The sequence below is a fragment of the Cesiribacter andamanensis AMV16 genome, assembly GCF_000348925.1.
GTDB classification, from domain to species: domain Bacteria; phylum Bacteroidota; class Bacteroidia; order Cytophagales; family Cyclobacteriaceae; genus Cesiribacter; species Cesiribacter andamanensis.
The window spans coordinates 1-25,775 of sequence record NZ_AODQ01000063.1 but is presented as its reverse complement, the minus strand read 5'-3'; the positions used below and the strand labels follow the sequence as shown (position 1 = coordinate 25,775).

The 25,775-nt window shown below is 56.4% G+C and carries 17 protein-coding genes; 8 read left to right on the top strand and 9 right to left on the bottom strand.

Going from position 1 to position 25,775, the window contains the following annotated elements:
- Positions 1-33 precede the first annotated feature (33 nt).
- Positions 34-1,485, top strand: a complete 1,452-nt coding sequence (locus tag ADICEAN_RS12380; RefSeq protein ID WP_009195949.1) for an alpha-amylase family glycosyl hydrolase — start codon at positions 34-36, stop codon at positions 1,483-1,485.
- Between the two features lie 541 nt (positions 1,486-2,026).
- On the opposite strand, the gene ADICEAN_RS12375 is transcribed toward ADICEAN_RS12380, so the two are convergent.
- A complete protein-coding gene (locus ADICEAN_RS12375) occupies positions 2,027-3,901 on the bottom strand; it encodes a vWA domain-containing protein (protein WP_040397004.1) in 1,875 nt (624 codons plus the stop codon).
- Between the two features lie 259 nt (positions 3,902-4,160).
- Between ADICEAN_RS12375 and ADICEAN_RS12370 the strand changes: the two genes are divergently transcribed.
- Positions 4,161-4,751 (top strand): RNA polymerase sigma factor, encoded by a 591-nt coding sequence (locus tag ADICEAN_RS12370; protein WP_009195947.1) that lies wholly within the window; start codon positions 4,161-4,163, stop codon positions 4,749-4,751.
- Positions 4,738-6,063, top strand: coding sequence for a carboxypeptidase-like regulatory domain-containing protein (locus ADICEAN_RS12365; RefSeq protein ID WP_009195946.1), 1,326 nt, complete (start codon positions 4,738-4,740; stop codon positions 6,061-6,063). The genes ADICEAN_RS12370 and ADICEAN_RS12365 overlap by 14 nt, the downstream gene beginning before the upstream one ends.
- A gap of 403 nt (positions 6,064-6,466) precedes the next feature.
- Here ADICEAN_RS12365 and ADICEAN_RS12360 read toward each other — a convergent pair whose 3' ends face one another.
- The 8 genes from ADICEAN_RS12360 to ADICEAN_RS21265 all read right to left on the bottom strand — a co-directional run bounded on the left by ADICEAN_RS12360 (position 6,467) and on the right by ADICEAN_RS21265 (position 15,000).
- Positions 6,467-6,868 carry a hypothetical protein gene (locus ADICEAN_RS12360; protein ID WP_009195945.1) on the bottom strand — a complete coding sequence of 134 codons (402 nt, stop codon included), beginning with the start codon at positions 6,866-6,868 and terminating at the stop codon, positions 6,467-6,469.
- A gap of 221 nt (positions 6,869-7,089) precedes the next feature.
- Positions 7,090-7,566, bottom strand: a complete 477-nt coding sequence (locus ADICEAN_RS12355; protein ID WP_009195944.1) for a GbsR/MarR family transcriptional regulator — start codon at positions 7,564-7,566, stop codon at positions 7,090-7,092.
- Positions 7,567-7,712: 146 nt separating this feature from the next.
- Positions 7,713-7,925, bottom strand: a complete 213-nt coding sequence (locus tag ADICEAN_RS12350; RefSeq protein ID WP_009195943.1) for a hypothetical protein — start codon at positions 7,923-7,925, stop codon at positions 7,713-7,715.
- A gap of 98 nt (positions 7,926-8,023) precedes the next feature.
- A complete protein-coding gene (locus ADICEAN_RS12345) occupies positions 8,024-11,230 on the bottom strand; it encodes an efflux RND transporter permease subunit (protein ID WP_009195942.1) in 3,207 nt (1,068 codons plus the stop codon).
- A gap of 34 nt (positions 11,231-11,264) precedes the next feature.
- Complete coding sequence (locus tag ADICEAN_RS12340; protein WP_009195941.1) at positions 11,265-12,320, bottom strand: efflux RND transporter periplasmic adaptor subunit; 1,056 nt, start codon at positions 12,318-12,320, stop codon at positions 11,265-11,267.
- Positions 12,321-12,335: 15 nt separating this feature from the next.
- On the bottom strand, positions 12,336-13,694 hold the full coding sequence (locus ADICEAN_RS12335) for a TolC family protein (RefSeq protein WP_009195940.1): 1,359 nt from the start codon (positions 13,692-13,694) through the stop codon (positions 12,336-12,338).
- Positions 13,695-13,722: 28 nt separating this feature from the next.
- Positions 13,723-14,208, bottom strand: coding sequence for a GbsR/MarR family transcriptional regulator (locus ADICEAN_RS12330; RefSeq protein WP_009195939.1), 486 nt, complete (start codon positions 14,206-14,208; stop codon positions 13,723-13,725).
- Positions 14,209-14,433: 225 nt separating this feature from the next.
- Positions 14,434-15,000, bottom strand: coding sequence for a TetR/AcrR family transcriptional regulator (locus tag ADICEAN_RS21265; protein ID WP_161622699.1), 567 nt, complete (start codon positions 14,998-15,000; stop codon positions 14,434-14,436).
- 174 nt (positions 15,001-15,174) lie between these two features.
- Between ADICEAN_RS21265 and ADICEAN_RS12320 the strand changes: the two genes are divergently transcribed.
- The 5 genes from ADICEAN_RS12320 (at position 15,175) to ADICEAN_RS12300 (ending at position 25,685) form a co-directional block, all read left to right on the top strand.
- Positions 15,175-18,462 (top strand): amidohydrolase family protein, encoded by a 3,288-nt coding sequence (locus ADICEAN_RS12320; protein ID WP_009195937.1) that lies wholly within the window; start codon positions 15,175-15,177, stop codon positions 18,460-18,462.
- Positions 18,463-18,650: 188 nt separating this feature from the next.
- On the top strand, positions 18,651-19,136 hold the full coding sequence (locus ADICEAN_RS12315; protein WP_009195936.1) for a hypothetical protein: 486 nt from the start codon (positions 18,651-18,653) through the stop codon (positions 19,134-19,136).
- A 184-nt stretch (positions 19,137-19,320) separates the two neighbouring features.
- On the top strand, positions 19,321-21,222 hold the full coding sequence (locus tag ADICEAN_RS12310) for a PAS domain-containing sensor histidine kinase (RefSeq protein ID WP_009195935.1): 1,902 nt from the start codon (positions 19,321-19,323) through the stop codon (positions 21,220-21,222).
- Between the two features lie 230 nt (positions 21,223-21,452).
- On the top strand, positions 21,453-24,059 hold the full coding sequence (locus ADICEAN_RS12305; RefSeq protein WP_009195934.1) for a M1 family metallopeptidase: 2,607 nt from the start codon (positions 21,453-21,455) through the stop codon (positions 24,057-24,059).
- 189 nt (positions 24,060-24,248) lie between these two features.
- Positions 24,249-25,685: a DEAD/DEAH box helicase gene (locus ADICEAN_RS12300; protein WP_009195933.1), complete on the top strand. Its 1,437-nt coding sequence runs from the start codon at positions 24,249-24,251 to the stop codon at positions 25,683-25,685.
- Positions 25,686-25,775 lie beyond the last annotated feature (90 nt).

The following is a 25,775-nucleotide window of genomic DNA, read 5'->3' as shown; positions in this document are numbered from 1 at the left end:
GCCTATCTTAGCCCTGTATCAGACCTATTACCGATGATATCTGCCCGACTAGCCCCTGCCCTTCACCCCTTCAACCAACTTCTTATTGCCGCCTCCCTGCTGCTGGCCGCTGCCTGCGCCAGCCCCGAGGGCATAGTGGATACGGGAGCAACAGCCGGACGGGCGGGCGCCTTTGCCGAAAAAGCAAAGGATATGACCATCTATGAAGTGAACATTCGCCAGCATACGCCCGAGGGCACCTTTAAGGCCTTTCAGCAGCACCTGCCCCGGCTGAAGGAGCTGGGCGCCGATATACTCTGGATCATGCCCGTACAACCCATTGGCGAGCTGGACCGCAAGGGCTCCCTGGGCAGCTATTACTCCATAAAAGACTACACCTCCACCAATCCAGAATTTGGCAGTCTGCAGGACTTTAAGGAACTGGTGCAGCAGGCCCATGCGCTGGGCATGTATGTGATCCTGGACTGGGTGCCCAATCATACTGCCTGGGACCATGCCTGGATGCAGCAGCGGCCCGACTATTACATGACCGACAGCGCCGCCGCCGTAGTGGGCAAAAACCTGGGCGTAGCGGCCGATTACTACAAGACCCGGGGCAGCGGAAAGCTGGTGTATGAATCAAACTGGGATGATATTGCCCTGCTGAACCTTTACCAGCCGGCTACCCGCCAGGCCATGATCGAAGCCATGCGCTTCTGGATCACCGAAGCCGACATTGATGGCTTCCGGGCCGACCATGCCGGCCATGAGATTCCCCTCTTTTTCTGGGAAGAAGCTGCCGCCGCCCTCAACCCCCTAAAGGAGCTCTTCTGGCTGGCCGAGTGGGATGAGCCCCGCATGCACCTGGTCTTTCATGCCAGTTACGACTGGGGCCTGCTGCACCTTACCGAACGGGTAGCCCGGGGGCGAGCCACGGCCGACGATCTGCATGAGCACATCCGCAAAGACCTGGCTGCCTACGGACAGGGTGCCTACCGTCTGAACATGATCACCAACCATGATGAAAACTCCTGGTCGGGCACCATCCGGGAACGCTATGGCGAGGGAGCTGACGCCTTTGCTGTTTTCTCCTTTACCGCCTATGGCATGCCCATGCTCTACAGCGGGCAGGAAGCCGGCCTGAACAAGCGGCTGCGCTTTTTTGATAAAGACACCATTTCCTGGGAAGACCCCACTAAGTATGGGCGCTTTTATGGCAGGCTAAACCAGCTAAAGGCAGAAAACCAGGCCCTGTGGAGTGGACCGCACGGTGGCATGCCCGAAAAACTGGAAGATGGAAATCCGGAGGTTTTCTCTTTCAGGAGAAGCAAAGGGGGGAATACGGTCATCGGCATCTTTAACCTGTCGGCCAACGCCCAGCGCATACAGATAAGCGAAGCGGGGCTTGCAGGTAGCCTTACCGATACCTTTAGTGGCAGCGCATACCAGCTAGACCAGCTGGAGCTGGCCCCCTGGCAATACCTGCTTTTTGTGCAAAATGAGTAGCACCTCTGGCAGCCCCTCAGCAGAAAGGTAGTGCGGCTGCAGGCCGCAATAGAATGCAGTTCGTTGAGGCTTAAAAAAGACCTACCGAGAGGCTGAACGCTGCTTTATGCAGATGTTTTATGTAGATGATTAAGCAGAATAACATCCACAAATTATTCCAGGGCAAATTGAGTAACTCCTCGCCTACAGCCCTCTCATTTACTCGTTCTGCCGGCCAAAAAGCCTGTGCAGCAGGCCTTGCCTGCTTGGTTGACCATTACGCTGCCTGGCTGATGTAGCGGTACGATCAGAATTTTGAAGTTGCCGCATTGACCACACATGGTAGCCAAGAAATCCCAGGGCATAGGTGAGGCATAGGAGCGATAACCCTATAGCAAGACTTTCCATTGCATCGGTTTTTTTGTTTATCAAATAACTAATTTATTTATACAAAAATCATTCCAGTCTACCGAATCAGGAAAAGTTGTCAGTACTTGAGCCAAAAAAAAGCCTGACACGTACCGGTGTCAGGCCTTAAGCGGGGTATCTGGCAGTGGCGCCTCTATTTTTTGGCCACTATTTCCATGGAGCGCACCAAGTTCAGAAACTCGGCCCGGTAGCCTTCTTCATCCCTTCCCTGCGCCCCTTTTGCCATTACCAATACCTTGGGATAGGTGAGGTTTCCTTTAAACTCCGAATCACGCAGCAGCATGCCAAAGCCTGCAACAGCTGCCGAGAAGCGAAAGTTATCCGACGTCTTGTCCAGGGGGGTGGTCTGGGTGGATACGGTGGTTTCAATCAGCTTGCTGGTAGCGCCATCGGGTTGCTTGTAACGGAGCTTCAGGCTAAGCAGCTCGTTGGAACGGGCAGCGCCCGGGGCAATTTTGGTCTCCTTTTGGTATTTAAGGGGGTCTACCAGCTGCAGAAAGGGCGATTCGCTACCCGCAGGAATGATCTCGTACAGGGCTGTTACCGTATGGCCGGAGCCCAGCTCGCCGGCATCCTTCTTATCGTTGTTAAAATCTTCTTTGTTCAGCAGGCGGTTCTCGTAGCCGATCAGGCGGTAGCCCTTTACCTTAGCGGGGTTAAACTCCAGCTGCAGCTTTACATCTTTGGCAATGGTAAAGAGGGTGCCGCCAAATTCATTCACAAACACCTTTTTGGCTTCCAGGATGTTGTCGATATAGGCATAGTTGCCATTGCCCTTATTGGCCATGGTTTCCATTCTGGAATCTTTGTAATTGCCCATGCCAAAACCCAGTACGGTCAGGAATACCCCTGTTTCCCGCTTTTCTTCCACCAGCCGCTCCATGGCCGCCGTGCTGGAAACGCCTACGTTAAAATCGCCGTCAGAGGCCAGGATCACCCGGTTGTTGCCTCCTTTCTGAAAGTGCTCTTCGGCCACCTGGTAGGCCAGGCGCAGGCCGGCCCCGCCAGCAGTAGAGCCTCCCGCCTCCAGCCGCTCCAGGGCAGCCAGAATTTCGCCCTTCCGATCGCCGGGGGTAGAAGGCAGCACCAGGCCGGCCGCTCCGGCATACACCACCATGGCTACCCGGTCTTGCGGCCGCAGCTCGGCCACCAGCAGTTTAAAGGCGGCCTTTACCAGCGGAAGCCGCTCCGGGGTGTTCATGGAGCCGGATACATCAATGAGAAACACCAGGTTGGAAGGGGGTAGGTTTTCAGTAGCGATCTTTTTGCCCTGCAGGCCAATGTGCAGCAGCTGGTGCTGGGGGTTCCAGGGGCATTCCGAGAGCTCGGTGGTTACCGAAAAGGGGTCTTCTCCTTTGGGCTGCGGATAGTTGTAGCTGAAGTAGTTCACCATTTCCTCGATGCGCACCGCATCTTTGGGAGGGGTCTGGCCGCCCATAATAAAACGGCGCATGTTGGCGTAGGAGGCATTGTCCACATCAATGGAAAAAGTGGAAAGGGGGTGTTGCAGCACTTCCCGAAAGGCATTCTCATGCACGGTGGCATACTCTTCGGTATTGTGGGTGGGGTACATTTCTTCCTGATCGGCCAGCCCGTACATCATCTGCGGGGCAGGCGCTCCGGTGGGGGCTATGGGCGCACTCATTTTCATCTGCCGCCGGGTACTGTGCCCCGTTACGATCACCTCCTGCAGCTGTTCCACCTCCTGCTCCAGTTTCACATTGATGCTGCGCCGGCTGCCTACCTTCTGTTCCTTTGTGCGGTAGCCTACAAAGGAAAACTGCAGCACGCTCTGCTCAGAGGGTACCTGCAGCTGGTATGTTCCCTTTATGTCCGTTACGGTGCCCTGGGTTGAGCCTTTTACCCGTACGGCTACCCCCGGCAGTGGGCTGCCATTTGCCGCATCGGTTACCAGACCGCTTACGGTAAAGGGGGCTTCGGGGCTGGCGCTCCAGGAAGAAAATACCAGGAGCATCAAAAATGCAAGAGTTAGGTGTAGGGGTTTCATAGCACTAGGTGTTTTGGTGATGGTACAGGTGGAGCGCCGCCCTTAAGGCCTTCCGGCAGCGGCGCTTCTGGTAGTAGGATGCAAGCCCTGCTGAAATTCCACACGGCTTTCAAAAAAAATAAGTACCTTAAGGGCAGCTTGCCGGAGTATGCCGCCAGGCCGGGCACACCCCTGACCAGCACAAGAAGCTTACTAACAGCAGGTTCTGTACCATACTCCCCCGAATTGCCTACTCTGGAGCAGGCAAAAAAAAGCATAGATGTTCTTCAGACGATCACCTAAAAAAGCCCCGAAAGACGATGGGGAACTGCTGCGCCTCTACCGGGACACAGGGGAGATCGGCTATTTGGGAGAACTCTACGAGCGCCATGTGCACCTGATCTTTGGGGTGTGCCTGAAGTATCTGAAGGAGGAAGAAGCCAGCAAGGACCTCTGCATGCTGATCTTTGAAAAACTGGTGGAAGCCGCCCGCAGCCAGGAGATCCGCAATTTCAAAAGCTGGCTGCATGTGCTCACTAAAAATGAATGCCTGATGCTGCTGCGCTCCCGCCGCTACAAGCTGGAGCGGGCCGCTGTAGAAATTAAGGAAGAGCAGGATGTGGATTCGGCACTTTCCTTGCATCATACAGAAGAAGACGCGCTGGAAAGCAAGCTACAGGAGCTGGAGGGCGCCATAGAAGAGCTGCCCCCGGAACAAAAAATGTGCATCCGGCTCTTTTATCTGGAGCAGAAATGCTACAAGGAGATTGCCGAGCAGACCGGCCTGGACCTGAAAGCCGTAAAAAGTCACCTGCAGAATGGCAAGCGAAACCTGAAGATCCACATGCAAAACCTGGATGAAGAATCCTAAGTCCATAGCCCCCGGCGGACACCTGTCCGAAGCCCAACTGCTGCGCTACCGCAGCGGGCAGCTACCCCCTGCCGAGATGCACCGGCTGGAGCGGCATCTGCTGGACTGCCCCCTGTGCAGCGATGCGCTGGAGGGCCTGGAGCAACTGGAGCCCCGGCAGGCCACTGCCGCCCTTAGTGAGCTGGGCAGCCGCCTGGCCAGCCGGCTGCAGGAGCAACCAGCTGAGGCTACCCCTCCCTACTGGCGCTGGGCAGCGGCGGCTTCCGTACTGCTTGTGGCTGCGGTGGCACTCTTTCTGCTGCTGGATACCCGCCAGCTAGCCGAGCAGCAGCTGAGCCGGCAGGAGGCCCCACAGGAGCAGCAGCCCTCCTCCGCTCCCCCTTCTTCTGAGCCCCAGCCGCAGCAACCAGCTACGGAAGAAGCCCCGCTCTCTACCCCTGACCAGCCAGCGCCGGAATCCATTTCTCCACTACTGGCTCCTGAGCGTAGCCCGGTAGAAGAACTGCAGGAAGAAGCAGCAGAGGAGTATCCTGAAGTTTCTCCCCAAGTGGTGGAGATGGCCGATCAGGAAGAGATTGTAGCCGCTCCTGCCGCTGCCCCCCAGCCCACCCAGGCCCTGGACGAACGTGTGGCAGGAGTAGCGGTAGAGGCCCCCAAAAGAGCAAAAAGCCGGCAACCCGCTGCAGCCACCGGCGATAGCCTGCCGCCGGCCGCCAGTGAGCCGGCCGCCCCCGCCCGGGCCGAGCAACACGCGCTCCGACTGCAAAGCGAGAAGCCGGCAGCCCCGCTGCAGATACGGGGCACAAGCGGCATAGGCAGCGGCACCAAGATGCTGAAGGGCAAGGTGGTGGAAGCCTCTACCGGCGAACCCCTGCCCGGGGTAGCCGTTCGGCTTAAAGGCTCAAGCACGGGAACCGTAACGGATATAGAGGGGAATTACACCCTGGAGTTGCCCGCTGCCGATGCTACCCTTACCATCAGTTTTGTAGGGTACTCAGAAAAGCAGCTGTTGGTAGACAAAGCCACTACCCAGCTGGTAGCAGCCCTGGAAGAAGATGTGCAGGCGCTGAGCGAAGTAGTCGTCACTGGCTATGGCACAGCCCCGGCAGCCGACACCCCCCCTCCTACGGCACCCCGGCCCGAAGGGGGTATGCGCAGCTTCCGCAAATGGGTAAAGGACAATATGCGCTATCCGGAAGCGGCACTGCAAACCGGGCTGGAAGGAACCGTAACCGTTACCTTTTTTGTGGCAGCCAATGGACGCCTGAGCGAGCTGCAGGTACCCAAACCCCTGGGCGGGGGGGCTGGATGAGGAAGCCATCCGCCTGGTGCAGGAAGGCCCTGCCTGGCAGCCGGCTACCGCCAGCGGCACCCCCATTGGCCAGCCGGCCCGCATAAAAATTACCTTCAAACTGCCGAAGGAGAAGTAAGCTCCCGTTTCTCAACACTAGTCACCAGATATACAATTAGTCTGCTAAGCTAAATTTGAAAAGCGAATATTGCAGGGTAGATTGGGGTTTGTCATCCCGACCGGAGGGAGGGATCTTAGAATAAAAACCTGCAAGATCCCTCCCTGTGGCAGGGCGCGCAGCCTCGGGATGACAAAATAGAAGGACCGCCAGAATCCTCAATATTTTTTAGACTCAGCTTAGTGAAAAAAAGCGAATCACCCGCAGGCGCTTCGCTTTTTAGAGGTAACTGCTTCCGCAGAAGGTCTATTCCTCTCCTCCCTCAGTAGCGTTCATCTCTTTACGGGCTACGGCCTTGCCTTTGTCGTTAAAAAGCACAATCAAGGTAGGCTTGGCACCTTCTTCCGGGGCCAGGGCCGCCTGATAATATTGAGTAGTGGCGCCTTCTTTCTTGGGTACTTCCGCAACGGCTACCACGGTAAATGCACTAAACTCTTCGCTATTCAGCGCATCCTGTACCTGCAGGGGCAACTCACCCAGGGTAATAGTCTTCAGACCGGGAGCGGCAGGCTGCTGATTCGACATGTTTTCTTTCTCAACCGTCTGTTCCGTCTCCGTAGCGGGCTCTTCAGTTTGAGGAGTAGTTTGGGCAAAGGAAACACCCATTCCAAAAGCAAGGGCTACCAGAGTTAATGCTGTTCTTTTCATACAATCAATTGGGGTTAAAAAAAAGTAGTTCAGGATTCCGTGTGCTGTCAGGTTCAGTAGAAAAAGTAATGCCAAAAATCAGAAAGTATTTATAAATACCTGATCTACAGCATATTATGGTGTATTATTCTATAAATAGCCTGACAGCAAACATGAAGAAAAACGGAACATCTGTCCAAATGTTCGCAGAAAAAATAGAAAAATCGTGCAGGCAGACCGCTTTAGCGCCGGGCGGAAGATTCTTTCCAGCGCCGGATCACTTCTTTCATTTCCTCCTGCATATAGTCGGTAAAGGCTATGACCTCCTCCAGCTTTTTGTTGAATTCAGGGGTATCGGCAGGCCGCTGGGCAAGCACTTTGCGCAGCAGGCTGTTGCCCTTCAGCACCCCCTCTACCCGGCGCTGCAGCTCCCGCTCCCAGCTGGCCAGCGGCGTGCGGAAATAGCGTTTGCGATCGCCCGGCAGGGTTATGTACTCTATTCGGGAGATGGACAGTAAAAAATTGAGCGCATTGCTGGTGGCACTTTTGCTCAGGTTAAGGGCCTCCCGGATCTCATCAAAGGTAAGCTCGTACTTGTCGGATACCAGCAGCAGCGAGATGATCCTGGCAGCGGCAGGCTGCAGGCCCGTTTGCTCATGAAATACCCCCAGCTCTTCGATTAGCTGTTTTTGTTCCTCCGATAGGCGTATGTCCGTCATGAATAGATCCGTTAATCCCCTGGCAATGCCAATGCACCAAAGGTAGAGAAAATACCAATACAGCCGCTTACTTGTTAGCGCAAAGTGGGGATAGCCCCACCGTTAGCTAAGGGCAGCCTCATTGGTATGCTCGTAGACAAAATAGATCAGGTCCGAGACTTTTTCCAGCGGCACCTCATCAGGGATGGTGATATCGTACCTTTTTCCAGGGCCAAAATCAGGTTTACCAGATCCAGCTGGTCCATGCCCAGGGCCTGCAGGCTGTCTTTGGCCAATACGGCCGAAGCATCCAGCTGTTTGGTTTTACCCACCAGGCGGGTTACGGTGGTGCAGATGGCAGGATAGGAAGCGTGTAGCATGAGTAGTAAGGTTAGGAACGTTAAATTTTGGATCAGAAAAAGCAATGCCCGTGCCAGTTTGCCCGGGCATTGCTGTTATAGTTTATCTTCTCAGTGGCTTAGGCATGGGAGTGGGCATGGGCCGCATGGGCATGCTGCAGCTTGGCTTCTTCCAGCACAGCGGTTTCATGCTCCAGCTCTTCCTGGCTTTTATCCACCAGCTCGTAATGCCTTTTCTTATCCAGCCCGAATTTGGCCAGCACCCGGTCAAAGAGGTAATAGATCACCGGCACCACCAGCAGGGTCAGGAACATGGAGGAGGTAAGGCCCCCGATCAGCGCCCAGGCCAGACCGTTCTTCCACTCAGCACCGGCACCAGAGGCCAGGGCAATGGGCAGCATACCAAACACCATGGCCAGGGTAGTCATGAGGATAGGGCGGAAACGGATCCGAACGGCTTCGTCCAGCGCCTTTTTCACCTCAATTCCTTCCTTCTTCAGGTTGTTGGTAAAGTCTACCACCAGAATGGCGTTCTTGGCCACCAGACCAATCAGCATGATGATTCCCAAGATGGAGAAGATGCTGAGGGTTGATGAGGTTAAGGCCAGCGCCAGCAAGGCACCAATGATCGCCAGCGGAATGGAGAACAGTACTACCAGCGGGTACACGTAGCTATCGTATAGCCCCACCATGATCAGGTACACCAGAATAAGGGCGGCCATCAGGGCAGTGCCCAGCGAGCCAAAGCCTTCGGACTGGTTCTTAAGGTCGCCGCCATAGCTGATGCTTACCCCCTCGGGCAGCTGCACGCCGGCCAAGCGCTCCTGAATCTCGGCACCCACGGTACCGGAGGGGCGGCCCACTACCTGCGAGTTCACCGTTACGGAAGCTACCCGGTCCTGCCGCTCCAGCTTGGAGGGGCCCGACGACTGGATGATGTTGGCAAACTGCCCCAGGCGGATAATCTCGCCGCGGTTGTTCACAAAGCTCAGCTTGCTGATGTCGTCAATGTTCTGGCGGTTAAACTGGTCCAGGCGGATGTTGATGTCGTAGTCGTTGTCCGTACCACGAAACTGGGCATCGGTATTGCCATTGAAGGCGGTTTGCATGCCGGCGCCTACCACTTCCAGCGAAAGGCCCAGCTGCGCCATTTTATCGCGGTCTACCTCCACAGCAATTTCGGGGTTACCGTCTTCTACCGATTTTTTCACCTCGGAGGTGCCCTGTACCTGCTCTACCTCGGCCAGTATCTGATCCGATACCTGCATAAGTTCGGCTACATTAGCACCCGTCACAATTACCTGGATAGGCGCCTGGTTGGCACCGCCCACCATACTTACCGGCACGGCGCTCACCTTTACCCCCGGAATGCTTTCTTCCAGGGCAATCTTCACCTTACGGGAAAACTGGCTGGTGTTGATATCGCGCTGCTCGGCATCGACCATGGTTACGCTTACCTCGGCCAGATAGGCCGTATTCTGGCCCGCCTGGGCAGTACCGGTGGTACCAATGGTGGTAAAGAGCTTGCTTACCTCGGGGTACTGCTGCAGGTGCTCCTCTACCTGGCGGGTGGCAAAGTTGGTTTGCTCTACGGTGGCATTCTTGGGCAGCTCCAGCTGCACAATAAACTCACCCCTATCGCCGGCGCTTACGAACTCGCTTCCGATAAAACCGGTGGGGATCAGGGCTACGGAAGCCACAAACAGTACCCCAGTAGCCAGCAGCACAATAGTCTTGTTCCTGAACGACCAGCTGAGTGCATCGGAGAAGCCATCGATCACCCGGTCCAGGAAACGCTCAAAGGCCAGAATAAAACGGCCAAAGAAGTTCTTGTCAGAGAGGTGCTCCAGGCGGGAGAAACGGCTGGCCAGCAAGGGGATCAGCGTAAAAGCCACAAACAAGCTCAGCATGGTAGAGATGGCCACTACTACCGAGAACTGGCGCAGGATGTCCGATACCAGACCGGTAGACATGGCAATGGGCACAAATACCACCACAATTACCAGCGTAATGGAGGTAACGGTGGCCATGATCTCCCGGATACCATCATAGGCGGCCTGGGCGGCTTTTTTGCCCATTTCCATATGGCGGTGAATGTTCTCAATTACCACAATGGCGTCGTCTACCAGAATACCCACCACCAGCGAAAGGCCCAGCAGCGTCATCAGGTTAAGCGAGTAGCCCAGCAGGCTGATGGCAATGAAGGTGGCAATAAGCGAGGCCGGAATGGACACCATGACAATCACTGCATTGCGCAGCGAGTGCAGGAAGAGCAGCATGACCACAGCCACCAGAATAATGGCCAGGAACAGGTCGTGGATTACGGCATCGGCCGCCTCCAGCGTAAAGATGGAGCTGTCTTTGGCAATCACAAAGGATAAACCTTCGGCGGCATAGGTCTGCTCCAGCCGGGCCAGGGCCTGGCGGCTCAGTTCACTCACCTCCACGGCATTGGCATCGGACTGTTTCTGAATAGACAGACCAATGGAGTTCTGCCCGTTTACACGGGTAATGACCTCGGTATCTTTTTCGGCATCCTGCACATCGGCCACATCGGCCAGGCGCACGGTGCTGCCGGTGGCGGCATCCTGGGTAAGCACCAGGCTGCGCAGCTGGTCTACACTGTCGTACTTACCGGCCAGCCGGATCAGGGTCTGCCCCCCTTCGTTCTTGATCTTACCGGTAGGAAAATCCAGGTTAGAGAAGCGGATCTTCTGCTGCACCTGCGAGATGGAAAGGCCATAAGCCTCCAGCTTGTCGGCATTCAGGTTTACCTTGATCTCGCGCTCCTGGCCACCCAGCACCTTTACCTGGGCTACCCCCTGGATACGGGAGAGTTCGGGCTTGATCTTGTTTTCTACCAGATCATAAAACTCGGTGGCGGGCAGGTTGGCCGTAGCGCCCAGCTGCACAATGGGCATATCGTCAAAGTCGAACTTGCCCAGGGCAGGCGCTTCGGCATCATCGGGCAGAATGCTCAGGATGGCATTTACCTTGCGCTGGGCATCCTGCAGGCTCAGGTCTACATCGGTGCCCTGGTTCAGCTGGATTACGATGATGGAGAAGCTCTCCTGCGAGGTGCTTTTGATCTCCTTTACATTCTCCAGCGAGGAGAGCGCATCCTCGAGCTCCTTGGTGACGGAGTTCTCTACCTCGGCCGGTGAGGCACCCGGATACAGGGTGGTAACCGTAAGTACCGGCGGGCTAAATTTGGGCAGCAGCTCGTAATTGAGGGAGAAGTAGCTTACCAGGCCCAGCAGGGTGAGCACAGTAAACACCACCACCACAAGGGTTGAGCGCTGTATTGATAATTTGGTGATATTCATCTATTGAAATACTAGTTTTGTTGAAAGAAGGGCACTATTTCATCACCGCTACTGCTGTGCCTTCGCGCAGGTTGATCTGGCCGCTGAGCACTACCTGCTCGCCTTCGGTAAGGCCGCCGGTAATTTCTACCTTGTTATTGGCCACAGTACCAATGGTTACATCCTTCAAAGAGGCTTTTCCCTCTTTTACCACAAACACTTTGGGGTTTTGCAGGCTGGTAGCAATGGCCTCGCGCTCCAGTAGCAGGGCCTGGCGGGTATCGGCTACGGCAAAAAAGGCGCTGCCATACATGCCTGCCCGCAGGGGGGTTTCTTGGGTGTTGTCTACCTGAATCTCCACATCGTATTTCAGGGAGCGGTCGGCATTGGCGCCAATGGCGGTAATGGTGCCCTCAAACTGCTTATCGGGCAGTACGTTGGGTCTTACTTTTGCCTGGCTGCCCTTCCGGATCAGCATCACCTCCCGTTCCGACACCTTGGCGTTGAGCTTCAGCTTGTCCACATTCACAATGTCGAAGAGCTTGGTGCCGGGATTCAGAAAAGAGCCGATCTCGATATAGCTTTCGTTGATGATGCCGCTGATGGGCGCCACAATGCGGGATTTCTCCAGCCGCTGGCGGGCCATGATCAGGTTGGCTTCGGCATTCTGGTAGCCCAGCTTTACCTCTTCCAGCTGGCGCTGCGTAATGGCTTCGCCGGAGGCCAGGTTCTCAAAACGGGCCAGGTCTTTTTTGGCTTTTTCATAATTGGCCTGGGCGGTGATCACATTGGCGCGCAGCACCTCATTTTCAACCTGCGCCAGCAGCTCGCCAGCCTTTACGGCCTCGCCCTTGCGCTTGTTGAGTTTGATCACCTGCCCCTGGGTTTCAGACATCAGCGATAGGCTCTGAATGGGGGCGAAGGTGCCGTTTACCGAAAAGGAGCGGTCAATAGCCCCTGTTTTAGGCGTGGTTAGCACTACGGGAATGGCCTTGCTGGTCTGGGACGCTACAGCAGCGGCCTGTGCCATTTCTTTTTTATTGTTGGCCAGGGTAAAGCCGATGGCGCCAAGCACCAGCAGCACAGCTGCGATATAAAGTACTTTTTTCATGCTACGGGGATAGGCTTATTTAATAAGTGTGTTGATTTGGCCGGCGGCTCGCAGATAATTGAGCTGTGCCAGCTGGTATTTTAGTCGTTCGTTGTTCAGGTTGGTCTGGGCTTCGCGCAGGGCTACTTCGCTTTCCAGCAGATCGGTCAGGGGCGAGATGCCTTCTTTATAGAGCTGGTTGCTGGTATCAAACACCTCCTGCGCCAGGGCTACATTCTGCTCCTGCGCCTGAATGGTCCGCAGGCTGTTTTCCAGCTGGCTGATGGCGTTGCGCGTTTCTACGGCGGTGTTCTTTTCTACCTTCTGCATGTCTTCTTCTACCTTCCTGATCTCCAGTTCGGCCATGCGCACCTGCGAGCGTTTCTGGAAGCCATCAAAGAGGGGTATGTTCAGCTGCACCCCTACCACCGCCGTCTTGAACCAGGGGATTCCATCTCCGAAAAGCTCGTTGCGCTGGGTCATGTAGCTATAGTTGCCATAGGCCGCCAGTGAGGGGTAGTAACCTGCCCGGATGTTGCGTATCTGGTAGTCGGTAAGCTCCCGCTGCTTGCTCAGCAACTGGTACTCTATCTTCTGCTCTGCATCGGTAGCCAGGCTGCCGGCAATGATCGTTTCGCTAAGGCCCTCGCTTTCGGACAACGCCAACTCCTGCTCCAGGGGCATGCCCATGAAGAATTTCAGGTAGTTCTGCTGCTGCTCCAGAGCGGTGGTGAGGCTTTGCTTTTGATTTTCCAGGTTTACCCGGTTTACCTTCAGGCGGTTCACATCCACTTTTTTTACCAGGTCATTTTCGTACTGCAGTTGCAGGATCTGCTGCAGCTGCTCCAGGCGCTTCAGGTTGGCATCGATTACGGCAAACTGCTCCCGCGTTTGCAGGATCTGCAGATACGCGCTGCTGATGTTGTAGACGACCTGTTCCTGGCTCATTTCCCGGCGCAGGCGGTAGAGGTCCTGGGTGCTTTTGGCTGCCTGCAGGCCTACAAAGAAGTTTTTATTGAACAGCAGCTGTGTTATTTGCAGGCCACCCTGGGCATTCCAGTCCTTGCCAAACTGCACGGGAATGTCGGTGCCGGGCTGGCCTACCAGAATACCGGGCAGGATTTGCGTAGGCAGAGCCGGATAGTACTCCAGCTTGCCGGTAGCGCTCAGCTGGGGCAGGCCCGAGCCTTTCACTTCCTGGATGCGGTGCAGGGCTATTTCTTCGTCGTATGCTGCTTTGGTGATATCTTCGTTGTTTTTCAGGGCATAGGTAATCAGGTCCTGCAGCGTCATGGGACTGGCCTCCGGGAGGGATTGTGCCCGCAGCGGCCCCAGCAGCAAAAGCAGCAGGCCGCTCAGTACAAAGTGTTTGGTCATGTGCGTGGTATAGGTCATTAAGTAGTATTTTTAATTCTTGTAGTTCTTAATTAAAAGAACTAAGAAGGCAAAAGAACTTTTTCTTTTTCCACTCCAGCAACAACTGGGGCAGGTGGCTGGATACATATTCCATAAAGCTACTGATCTCCAGCAGCTGCTGGTTATAGGCCGGTGTAGTAGCCGGCCGCACCACCAGTACCTGGTGCAACAGCTGGCTAAAGCTGGTGATCTCCTGAACCTGCCGCAGCAACGACTCCTGCCAGTCCTGCACCCGCAGCCGGAAGTACCGCTTGCGATCGCCGGAATGCGTAATGTACTCCAGCTGCCGGGCCTGCTGCAGAAAGGTAAGCGCATTGCTGATGGCGCTTTTGCTCATCTGCAGGGCGTCGCTGATCTCCTCAAAGCTCAGGGCAGGCCTATCGGCCACCAGCAGCAGGCCAATGATGCGGGCTGCTGCGGGACGCTCCCCCTTGCACTCCAGGGCTACCCCTATTTGTTCGATCAGCTGCTGCTGTGGTTCTGTTAGGGTCATGCGGTAATACGGTGGCTATAGCAGAAGAACAGCACAAAGATATGAATAGTTTTATTAGTTCTGTAAATACAGAACTAAAAGTTTTTTCGGGAAGAATGATTTTTAAGTCTGTGCCATTCCAAAACCAGTTAGGGGGCTCTGCTGCTGGCCTCTTTTTCTACAAGAGTCAGAAAGCGTAGCAGTGCCGCCTTGCAGGAGGCAGCAGATACGCCTGACTAGCCTGGGCTAAACCCCTTGCCGCAGGCTGTTCAGAAAGGATTCGGCCAGATACTGGCTCCAGTGCTGTAGGGGGTACTGCTGCCGTAGCAGGCCGGCATGCTGGTGCAGGTGCTGCAGCTGGGCTTTTAGCAACTGCAGGGCCATATCGGGCCGGTGGCTTTCGGGCAGCTGTCCTTCGCTGCGGGCCTGCTGCAGGCGTGCATGGATCAGCTCCAGCAGGCTATCGGCATAGTGCATCATCATCCTGAAGGGGGGCTTATGTTTTTTGCGTAAAAACTCCAGCTCCCCATAGGGAATAAGCTCGCCCAGGCGAATCAGGTAATCAATGATAAAGCGGAGCTGGTCACAGAGCCCTGGTCCCTGCTGCTGTAGGGCTTGCCGGAAGTCGGCTTCTTCCTGCTGCAGGAAATCAGCCATAAGCGATTCCATCAGGGCTTCCTTGCTGCCAAACAGCTCATAAATGGTTTTCTTGGAAATTCCCCTGCGCCGGGCCAGCTCATCCATCAGCAAATGCTGCACCCCCCACTCCCGGATAATATCCCGGCAGGTGGCAAAGATCTGTTCTCTGGTCATGTGCTTTTGCTCCGGCATGTAACCCTCCCCTGGCATGGTGTATACAGCTGCAAATATACCAATAAGTTCATAACCTGAAGAACCAAAACGCTAATACTCCTTTTACCCCCTCCCGATTCCAGTCCGGATTGCCTATCTTTGAGAAAATGCATTTCTGATTCTATTCCAAGATACATGATTAAAACGAGCTACCTGAGCGGTTGTCTGGCCCTGCTGCTGGCCCTGCCGCTTAGCCCTGCCGGAGCGCAGGAAAAACCCAAATGGGTGGTGGATGCCCCAAGGGGTCCGCAAAAAGAAATTACCATTAGCACCGACGAAGGCACCTGGATGAGCCTGGATGTAAGCCCCGATGGCTCGGAGATCGTCTTCGACCTGCTGGGAGATATTTACATCATGCCCATCAGTGGCGGCACAGCCCGCCTGCTGCAGGGAGGCCGCGCCTACGAGGTGCAGCCGCGCTTTAGCCCCAACGGACAGTGGATCTCCTATACCTCCGACAAGGGGGGTGGGGATAACATCTGGATCATGAAGCGCGATGGCTCCGAGGCCAGGCAGGTAACCAAAGAAGATTTTCGCCTGCTGAACAATGCCGTCTGGACGCCCGATGGCGAATTTCTGATTGCCCGCAAGCACTTTACCAACACCCGCTCGCTGGGCGCCGGCGAGCTCTGGATGTACCACCGCACCGGCGGGGCCGGCATACAGCTCACCAAGCGCAAAAACGACCAGCAGGATGCCGGCGAACCCATGGCCTCGGCCGATGGCCGGTACGTATATTATTCAGAAGACATGAGCGGCGGTTCCACCTTTGAGTACAACAAAGACCCCAACGGACAGATCTACGTAATCCGCCGGGTAGACCGCCATACCGGCGAGATCGAGAACATTGTGACCGGCAATGGCGGCTCGGCCCGCCCGGTGCTTTCACCCGATGGCCGGCACCTGGCCTTTGTACGGCGGGTGCGCACCAAATCAGTCATCTATCTCTACGACCTGAAAACCGGCGAGCAGTGGCCCGTCTACGATGGCCTGAACCACGACCAGCAGGAAGCCTGGGCAATTTTTGGCGTTTACCCTAACTTTGCCTTTACCCCTGATGGCCAGCAGCTGGTCTTCTGGGCCGGCGGCAAGATCAACAAGCTAAACCTGGCCAGCCAGCAGGTGACCCCTATCCCCTTCCAGGCTACGGCTACCCATCACATTAGCCAGGCCGTGCGTCACCAGCACAGCCGCGAGGAGCTGGTACCCGGGCAGTTTACAGCCAAGGCCATTCGCCACGCCACCACCTCGCCCGATGGCAAAACCATGGTGTTTAACGCCGCCGGCTACCTCTACAAAAAAGAGCTGCCCAACGGCACCCCTCAGCGCCTCACCAGCAGCCAGGAATTTGAGTTTTACCCCAGCTTTTCGCCCGATGGCCGCTACCTGGTGTATGCAAGCTGGGACGATGAGCAATGGGGCAAGCTCATGAAGCTGGACCTGCGTGCCAAAAAGGCCAAACCCCAGGTACTTACTACGGAGAAGGGCTTTTATACCGAGCCCAAATTCTCGCCCAATGGCAAACTCCTTGTTTTTAGCAAGGAAAGCGGCAACGGGCACATGGGCCATGCCCATGGCAAAAACCCGGGCATCTACACCATGCCTGCCGAGGGGGGTGCCGCTACAATGGTGCATAAACGGGGGTCTTCGCCCCAGTTCAATGCCAGCTCCGACCGCATTTTCTTTACCGCCCGGGAGGGGGATAAATGGGCCTTCAAGAGTGTAGACCTGCGGGGAAAAGAAGAGCAAACGCACTATACCTCCAAGTATACCGACCAGTTCTTCCCCAGCCCCGACAACAAATGGATTGCCTTTGTAGAGCTGTTTAAAGGATACATTGCCCCCTTTACCACCAACGGCAGCGGCCTGGACCTGAGCGCCGACACCAAGGCCGTACCCGTAGCCCGCTTTACCCGCGATGCCGGCACCAGCCTGCACTGGTCGGCCGACAGCAAAAAGATCAACTGGATCACCGGCGACAAGTACTTCAGCAACGAGCTCAAAAACCGCTTCTCCTTTGTGGCCGGCGCCCCCGATTCGCTGCCCGCCATTGATACCACCGGCACCAAAATTGGCCTGATGCTGAAGACCGATGTGCCTACCGGCAAAATTGCCTTTACCAATGCCCGCATTATCTCCATGAAGGGCGATGAGGTGATTGAAGGGGGTACCCTGGTGGTGGAAGGCAACCGCATTGTGGCCGTAGGCAAGGGGGTAGCCGTACCGGCCGATGCCCATATGGTGGATGCCAGCGGCAAAACCATTATGCCCGGACTGGTAGATGTGCATGCCCACCTGGGCACCTTCCGCCTGGGCATGAGCCCGCAAAAACAGTGGTCGTACTACGCCAACCTGGCCTATGGCGTTACCACCACCCACGACCCCTCCTCTACCACCGAAATGGTGTTTAGCCAGGCCGAGGCGGTACGCTCCGGCGCCATGGTAGGCCCGCGCATTTACTCCACCGGCACCATTCTCTATGGGGCCGACGGCAACTTTAAGGCCGTGGTCAACAGCCTGGACGATGCCCGCTCGCACCTGCGCCGCCTGAAGGCCGTAGGGGGTTTCTCCATTAAAAGCTACAACCAGCCCCGCCGGGAGCAGCGCCAGCAGATCATACAGGCCGCCCGGGAGCTGGACATGAGCGTGTACCCCGAGGGGGGCTCCACCTTCTTCCACAACATGAGCATGATTCTGGATGGGCACACCGGCATTGAGCACAACATTCCGGTAGCGCCTCTTTACAAAGATGTGATCGAGCTCTGGAAGGCCTCCAATTCCGGCTATACCCCTACCCTTATTGTAAACTATGGGGGCAATTCCGGCGAGTACTACTGGTACCAGAAGACCAATGTGTGGGAAAAGGAACGCCTGCTGCGCTTTATGCCCCGCTCCATCATCGACGGCCGCTCCCGCCGCGTAACCCTGGTGCCCGATGAGGAGTATGAGCAGGGCCACCTGGCTACCAGCCGGGCCTGCAAAGTGCTGGCCGATGCAGGCGTAAAGGTAAACCTGGGCTCGCACGGGCAGCTGCAGGGCCTTGGCGCCCACTGGGAGCTCTGGATGCTGCAGCAGGGCGGCTTGTCGAACCTGCAGGCGCTGCGTTCGGCCACCCTCAACGGGGCCCAATACCTGGGCATGGAAACAGAGCTGGGCTCGCTGGAAGTGGGCAAGCTGGCCGACCTGATCGTGCTGGATGCCAACCCCCTTGAGAATATCCAGAACACGGAGCAGGTGCGCTACACCATGGTAAACGGCCGCCTCTATGATGCCGCCACCATGGCCGAGCTGGGCAACCGCCCCCGCACCCCCTCTAAATTCTACTGGGAAAACAGCCGCACCGCCGCCGCTTACGAGTGGCACGAGGGCACCGACACCAGCACCGATGGCATTGCTGGCGAGACGTGCACCTGCAGGCACTAAGTCCGCAAGCCTTACGTTTAAGCGCCACCCCAACAGCAGGGGTGGCGCTTTTTGCGTATGGCCCTTGTACCCCAATTGGTGGCAACAAATTATAGACGTTATCCGGGTTGGCTGCCTGTGTTCCTATCATTTTTTCCAAAAACTTCCCTACCTTAAGCAGCTGAATCCTTACCCCCTCGCTACTCCGCATGCTTCCAGAAGAAGATGACAACAATGATGCCATACGCCCCGAGCGCATCCCCCTGTTTCTCAAAGGCCGGGAGATATTCGATATCACCACCCAGATTGTTGCCCTGATTCCGGAAGACAATGACATGCTGCAGAGCCTAAAGGGGTTTATGCTGGAAGATGCCGCCCTGCTGAGCGTAAAGGTAGCCGGAGCAGAAGGGGCTGGTCTGTATGACATTCGCATGGAATGTGCCGCCCTGATCCGCAAGGCGGGCCGCGATATGCTGGCCCACTGCAGCAGCCTGGAGATGTTTGGCTTTCGGGAAACCCACTACCTGCACCTGATCCGGGAGGCCATAGAAGAATACCGCCTGCTATTCATTGACTGGGTGCGGGGATTTGACCCCTGGGACTATGTGATTGACCGCTGGGGCCTGTTCAACCCCCCGGGCGTGGGGCCGCATGATCATAACCCCGATGATGACCTCCCGTTTACCGAAGATTGACCTTCCAGCACTCCTTATGCCTGGCAGGACGGAACCCTGCAGCACATGCATATTGCTATATTGCTGATAGCCTGCTATTTTTCCCGAAATTATTCCTATATTCCCTTGGTTGATCACAGGAATATAGCCACCCCTGTACAGATACTGCTTATGGTGATGGTCTGCCCCTTAGCAATGCTGCTGTATGCCCAGAGAATCCATACCGCTTAAGAACAAGCGTGCCGAACAGCTACAGGAAAGTCAGCACTTTCTGCAGCAGGTGGTAAATAACACCCCTGACCTGATCTTTGTGCTGGAGCTGGAAACCCTGGACTTTGTCTATCTCAACAAACGGGTAGAACAATTGCTGGGGCGCAATGCCAGCTTTTTGTATGAGCAGGGAGCCAGCCTGTTTCGGGACTTCCTGCACCCCGAGGACTACCCCCGCCGCATGGCCCATCTGCAGGCTTGCAAAGACCTGAAAGACGACGATGAAAGGTCTATTGACGTACGCATTAAAACAGCCGAGGGCAACTGGTGCTGGTACCGCATCCGGGAGCGGGTCTTTGCCCGGGATAAAAAAGGCCGGGTATGCCAGCTGCTGGGCCTGGCCCAGGACATTCACAAAGCCAAAACCGCCACCGAAACCCTCAGGGAAGAACACAGACGCTTTAAGGATGCGCAGGCCATTGGTCACATTGGCAGCTTTGAGCGCAGCTTGTCCGGCAATGAGCTGCATGGCTCCGAAGAATTCTTTCGCCTGCATGGCCTCCCTCCCCATACCGGTTCCATTACACTGGATGCGTATCTTCAGCTGGTCCATCCCGATGATCGGGAAGCCCTGCGAGCCGCCATCCGGCAGCTGGAGCTCAGTGGTGAACCCCTGCAGCTGGTAGGACGCATCCTGCGCCCCGATGGCAGCATCCGCTTTGTGCAGCGCCGGGCCGAGCTGGAGCGCAATAGGCAGGGCACCCCTGTGCGGGTCTGGGGTACCCTGCAGGACATCAGCGAGCAGGTAGCTGCGCAGGAAAAGATCAATGCCAGCGAGGCCCTGATGCGCGAGGCCGAAGCCATTGGCCGATTTGGCAGCTATGTGGTTGAGCTGCAGACAGGCAGCATCCGCTTTTCGGATGGTATGTACCAGATCCTGGGCCATCCTCCCCAGTCCTTTGTTCCCTCCATGGCCTTTATCGATTCCCTCTCGCATCCAGACGATATTGAGCCGGTGCGGCAGATCCTGGAGGCGGCGGCTCAAAACAAACAACCGTATGAATACGAGCGGCGCATTTACCAGCCCGATGGCCAGCTGCGCTACATGCACAGCCAGGGCAAAGTGATTCTGGATGCGGAGGGCAATGCCCTGCAGCTGCTGGGCATTGTGCGGGACATTACCGAACAGAAGAAAATACAGCAGGAGCTCATAGAGGCTGAAAAACTCTCGGTAAAAGGCAGCATGGCCCGCACCCTGGCACATGAAGTACGAGGCCCGGCGGCAAACGTTTCCCTTTCCATGGAGCTTCTGCGGCAGGAGCTGGGCAGCCTGCTGCTGCAAAAACCAGAAACAGAGGTCTATTTTGATATAGTAGCCAAAAGCTGCCACCGCATTAACCGCTTTATCACTGACCTGATCAACCTCTCCATTTCCGAGCCCTTTGCCTTTGCTGACACCGACCTGGTCAGCCTGACAGAGGAGGTGCTGGGGCAGGCACAGGACCGCATCTTTCTAAAGGGGGTACGGGTGGAAAAGAAAACAGAAGCAGTTCCCCCCATCTCCGCCGACCGGGAACGGCTAAAAATTGCACTGCTCAATCTGGTGGTAAATGCCCTGGAGGCCATGGATGATCAGCAGGGACTGCTGCAACTGCACATCTGCCAGCTAGCTGACAGCATACAGCTTACCATCCGGGACAATGGCTGCGGCATGAGCCCCCAACAACAGGAGAAGATCTTCGACATGTACTACACCACCAAACCCTCCGGTACTGGGGTAGGACTGGCCAACGTAAAAGCCATTCTGCAGGACCACGAGGCCCGGATTGAGGTAGAAAGTTCCCCGGGTAAAGGAACAGTCTTTACCGTTATTTTTCCCCTGGCGCAGAAAGCCTGATCAACGTTAAAAGATACGGCATGAAAGCAAAATTCAGCCCCCCTTGCGGCAACAGGGCTGTGAGGGGCTGTCTGCCTGCCCATAACCCCTATAGCCCACAGGAATAAGGTTGCAAGCGCCTTGCTGCGGGCAATTTGGGTAGCTTCCTGCCAATGGGTAGCAGCGCAACCCAAAACTATCCGCCCGCTTTCTTTATTCAATCGGCAGAACCTTCGTACCTTAGAAGCAGTATGAAGATGTTTTTAACCAGCCGTCCGGCCCTTGCCCTGCTCCTTTCTCTGGTTTTTTGCACTACTTCCTGCAAAAAAGAACTAGCCCCGGCTACAGCAGCGCTGCCTGCCGAAACGGGCGTCTCCCTGGCCCTGGCCGAGTACCGCAAAGCGGCCATCAGCCAGCTCTCCTATGCCCTGGAGTTGCAGATTCCGGCCGAAAAAGCGGCTCCTATTGCCGCCAGTGAGCGCATTACCTTTACCCTACACCATAATGAGCAGCCCCTGCAGCTCGACTTTAAGGAAGAAAGCTCCCTGCTTCACCAACTGGAGGTAAATGGCCAGCTGCTACCCCTGGATCATCGGCAGGAGCATATTCACATCCCAACCCAGGCCCTGCAGCCGGGCACCAATACCATTGACATTCGCTTTACGGCCGGTAACCTCTCCCTTAACCGTAACGAGGACTATCTCTATACCCTGCTGGTACCCGACCGGGCCCGCACACTCTTCCCCGTCTTTGATCAGCCCAATCTCAAGGCCTCCTTCAGCCTCTCACTTACAGTGCCCGAGCACTGGCAGGCGCTGGCCAATGGCCCCCTGCAGGATTCAACCCTCCACAAGGGGCAGAAAACCTACCATTTTGCCCCCTCCGATACCATCAGCACCTACCTCTTTTCCTTTGCCGCCGGCCGCTTTGAGAAGCTGAGCCGCCAGGTAGCAGGCCGGTCCATGCACTTTTACCACCGCGAGACCGATGCCGACAAGCTACGCCTGAGCCTGAACCCCATCTTTCAGCTGCATGCCGATGCCCTGCAATTTATGGAGGAGTACACAGGCATCCCCTACCCCTTTCAGAAGTTTGATTTCATTGCCCTGCCCGATTTCCAGTACGGCGGCATGGAGCATGTAGGGGCCATCGACTACAAGGCCTCCACCCTGTTTCTGGATGCGGGCGCTACCAAAGACCAGGAAATAGGCCGGGCCAACCTCATTGCGCATGAAACGGCGCATATGTGGTTTGGCGATCTGGTGACCATGGACTGGTTTAACGATGTATGGATGAAGGAGGTGTTTGCCAACTTCATGGCCGACAAGATCTCTCAGCAGAGCCTGGAAGGCAGCAACTATGGGCTTAAATTCCTGATCAGCCACACCCCGGCCGCCTATGGGGTAGACCGCACCCAGGGGGCCAACCCCATCCGCCAGCCGCTGGAGAATCTGCAGGAGGCCGGCTCGCTCTATGGCGCCATTATCTACCACAAGGCCCCCATCATGATGCGCCAGCTGGAGCGCCTGATGGGCGAGGAAGCCCTTCGGCAGGGCCTGCGGGAGTACCTGAGCACCTATGCGTATGGCAATGCCAGCTGGCCGCAGCTCATCGATATTCTGGATGCCGTCACCCCCCTGGACCTGAAAGCCTGGAACCAGGTATGGGTAAACGAGCCCGGCCGGCCCGTGTTTGACTGGGAGCTGCGCAGCAGCGGCGACCGCATCACAGAGCTGCTCATTAGCCAGAAAGCCGAATCGGGCCCCGACCGCCTCTGGCCCCAGTATTTTGACGTGGCCCTGGTGTATGCCGATACCGTACTGCACTACCCCGTGCAGATGAACCAGCCCCAGTTGCGGCTAAAGACTATAGAAGGAGCCAAAAAACCTCTCTATGTGCTCTTCAATGCCAGTGGAGAAGGCTATGGGGTATTTCCGGTAGATACGCGCAATCCTGCTACCCCCTTTGGCCTGTCTGATCCGGTGGCCCGGGCTTCGGCCTATATCAACCTGTATGAGAACATGCTCAACGGCCGTTCCGTGGCCCCGCGCCAGCTGCTGGACCTCTACCGCAGCGGCCTGCGGCAGGAGAGTGAAGAGCTGAACCTGAAGCTGCTCACCGAACAGATGAGTGACTTGTACTGGCGCCTGCTGCCCGCCGCCGAGCGCCAGGCCCTGGCCCCCCAACTGGAGGAGGAGCTCTGGCAGGCCATGCGGGACAACAAGGACCCCAATGCCAAAAAGCTGCTCTTTAAGGCCTATCAAAGCATGGCCCTGAGCACCGAGGCCAAAAACCGGCTCTACACCCTCTGGGAATCAGAAAAAGCACCCGTAGGCGTAGTGCTTACCGAAGATGATTATACCGCCCTGGCCCTGGCACTGGTGCTGCGGGAGTACCCGGCCCCTTCGCCCATTCTGGAGCGGCAGATCAGCCGCATTCCCAACCCCGACCGCAAAAAGCGCCTGCAGTTCCTCAGCCCGGCCCTGTCTAAAAAAGCAGCCGATCGGGATGCCTTTTTTGCCTCCTTACGCGATGCGGCCAATCGGGAGAAAGAAGCCTGGGTGGCCACCGCCCTGGGCTACCTGCACCACCCCCTGCGGCAGGAGACCTCCCGCCACTACCTGCTCCAGAGCCTGGAGCTGCTGGAGGAAATTCAGCAAACGGGCGACATCTTTTTTCCCTATGCCTGGCTGCAGGCCACCTTTGGCGCTTACACCCGTCCGGAGGCGGACCGGCTGGTGCGCAGCTTCCTGGAAGAGCGCCCGCAGTACAACCCCCGGCTGCGGGCCAAGATCCTGCAGGCGGCCGATGGGCTCTTTCGGGCCCAGCAGCTGCTGGAGGCGCAAAACAAGCCGTAGCGATTTACTCAGCGGAAATGCGTATCTTGCGGGCCCTTGCTAGAAAAGAGGGAGAACACTCGGGCCTGGGGCACTAAGCCGGCCCTCCCTTTGTTTAGCAGAAATACCATTCACTAAAAAAGAACCCAATCAGATTGCTGATACAGAATACCCAGGTTTTCGGAAGGCTGTCTTGATCCTACATCACTTATGTCGTTCGAAAACTTATCCCTTATAGAGCCCATCCAAAAGGCTCTGAAGACCGAAGGCTATACCACGCCAACCCCTATCCAGCAAAAAGCGATTCCCATTGTACTAAAGCAGCGCGACCTCCTTGGCTGTGCCCAGACGGGCACCGGCAAAACGGCGGCCTTTGCCATTCCCATGCTGCAGCTGCTGCACCAGTATAAAAAAGAAGCGCCCCAGGACACCAGCCTGAAGGCCCTGATCCTGACCCCTACCCGGGAGCTGGCCATCCAGATCGGCGAAAGCTTTGCCGCCTATGGCAGGCATACCGGCCTGCGCCATACCGTAATTTTTGGCGGGGTAAAGCAGCGCGCCCAAACCGATGCCCTGCAGCAGAAACCCGACATTCTGGTGGCCACCCCCGGCCGCCTGCTGGACCTCATGAACCAGGGCTTTATTAACCTGCAGCGCATCCGCATCTTTGTGCTGGATGAGGCCGACCGCATGCTGGACATGGGCTTTATCCATGATGTAAAAAAGGTGCTTACCAAGCTGCCGCCCAAGCGCCAGACGCTCTTCTTCTCGGCCACCATGCCGCCGGAGATCGTTAAACTCTCGGACTCCATCCTGAGCAATCCCGAAAAAGTAGAGGTTACCCCCGTATCGTCTACTGCCAATACCATTCAGCAGAAGGTGTATTTTGTAGGTAAGAAGGATAAAAAAGACCTGCTGAACGACCTGCTGCAGGACCGGGCCATCAGCTCGGTGCTGGTCTTTACCCGCACCAAGCATGGCGCCAACAAGGTAGTAAAAGACCTGCTGAAGGAGGGCATCACCGCCGAGGCCATCCATGGCAACAAGTCACAAAACGCCCGCCAGCTGGCGCTGAGCAACTTTAAGGGGGGCAAAACCCGGGTGCTGGTCGCCACCGATATTGCCGCCCGTGGCATCGATATTGATGATCTCTCGCATGTAATCAACTATGAGCTGCCCAACATTTCGGAGACCTATGTGCACCGCATTGGCCGCACCGGACGGGCCGGCGCCAGCGGCATTGCCATTTCCTTCTGCGATTCGGAAGAACGGGCCTACCTGCGCGATATCCAGAAGCTGATCGGCAAGCAGATACCCGTAGTGAGCGAGCACCCCTATACGGCCGGCGCCGATGCGCCCGTAGAACCCGCTCCTGCTCGCCAGGGCCGCGGCGGCTTTGGTGGTGGACAGGGCCGCCCCGGACAGGGCCGCTCTGGAGAGAGCCGCTCTGGACAGAGCCGCTCTGGAGGGGCACGTACCGGTCAGGAGCGCTCAGGCTCGGCCCCACGCCGTACTGAAGGAGGCTCCGGAGGGGGAAACTATCGCTCAGGCGGGGCTGGCAGCAACGGCTCGGGCAGTGGCGCACCCCGCAGCGGTAACCGCAACCGGGGCTGGTCGGGCAACCGCAGCAACAACAAGCCGCAATAAACAGCGCGTACTTCTACAGGAAGCGTTAGCGTAAAAAAAACATGGGTCATCCCGAATTTTTTAATTGGGGATTTTATGATAAAAACAGCC

Bases quoted from the DNA above. Each gene is read 5' to 3' on its own strand.
- ADICEAN_RS12315 (WP_009195936.1), top strand. From the start codon at position 18,651: ATGCTTCCAGAAGAAGATGACAACAATGATGCCATACGCCCCGAGCGC.
- ADICEAN_RS12320 (WP_009195937.1), top strand. From the start codon at position 15,175: ATGATTAAAACGAGCTACCTGAGCGGTTGTCTGGCCCTGCTGCTGGCC.
- ADICEAN_RS12370 (WP_009195947.1), top strand. From the start codon at position 4,161: ATGTTCTTCAGACGATCACCTAAAAAAGCCCCGAAAGACGATGGGGAA.
- ADICEAN_RS21265 (WP_161622699.1), bottom strand. From the start codon at position 15,000: ATGACCAGAGAACAGATCTTTGCCACCTGCCGGGATATTATCCGGGAG.
- ADICEAN_RS12350 (WP_009195943.1), bottom strand. From the start codon at position 7,925: ATGCTACACGCTTCCTATCCTGCCATCTGCACCACCGTAACCCGCCTG.
- ADICEAN_RS12340 (WP_009195941.1), bottom strand. From the start codon at position 12,320: ATGAAAAAAGTACTTTATATCGCAGCTGTGCTGCTGGTGCTTGGCGCC.
- ADICEAN_RS12360 (WP_009195945.1), bottom strand. From the start codon at position 6,868: ATGAAAAGAACAGCATTAACTCTGGTAGCCCTTGCTTTTGGAATGGGT.
- ADICEAN_RS12300 (WP_009195933.1), top strand. From the start codon at position 24,249: ATGTCGTTCGAAAACTTATCCCTTATAGAGCCCATCCAAAAGGCTCTG.
- ADICEAN_RS12380 (WP_009195949.1), top strand. From the start codon at position 34: ATGATATCTGCCCGACTAGCCCCTGCCCTTCACCCCTTCAACCAACTT.
- ADICEAN_RS12310 (WP_009195935.1), top strand. From the start codon at position 19,321: ATGCCCAGAGAATCCATACCGCTTAAGAACAAGCGTGCCGAACAGCTA.
- ADICEAN_RS12375 (WP_040397004.1), bottom strand. From the start codon at position 3,901: ATGAAACCCCTACACCTAACTCTTGCATTTTTGATGCTCCTGGTATTT.
- ADICEAN_RS12365 (WP_009195946.1), top strand. From the start codon at position 4,738: ATGAAGAATCCTAAGTCCATAGCCCCCGGCGGACACCTGTCCGAAGCC.
- ADICEAN_RS12355 (WP_009195944.1), bottom strand. From the start codon at position 7,566: ATGACGGACATACGCCTATCGGAGGAACAAAAACAGCTAATCGAAGAG.
- ADICEAN_RS12345 (WP_009195942.1), bottom strand. From the start codon at position 11,230: ATGAATATCACCAAATTATCAATACAGCGCTCAACCCTTGTGGTGGTG.
- ADICEAN_RS12305 (WP_009195934.1), top strand. From the start codon at position 21,453: ATGAAGATGTTTTTAACCAGCCGTCCGGCCCTTGCCCTGCTCCTTTCT.
- ADICEAN_RS12335 (WP_009195940.1), bottom strand. From the start codon at position 13,694: ATGACCTATACCACGCACATGACCAAACACTTTGTACTGAGCGGCCTG.
- ADICEAN_RS12330 (WP_009195939.1), bottom strand. From the start codon at position 14,208: ATGACCCTAACAGAACCACAGCAGCAGCTGATCGAACAAATAGGGGTA.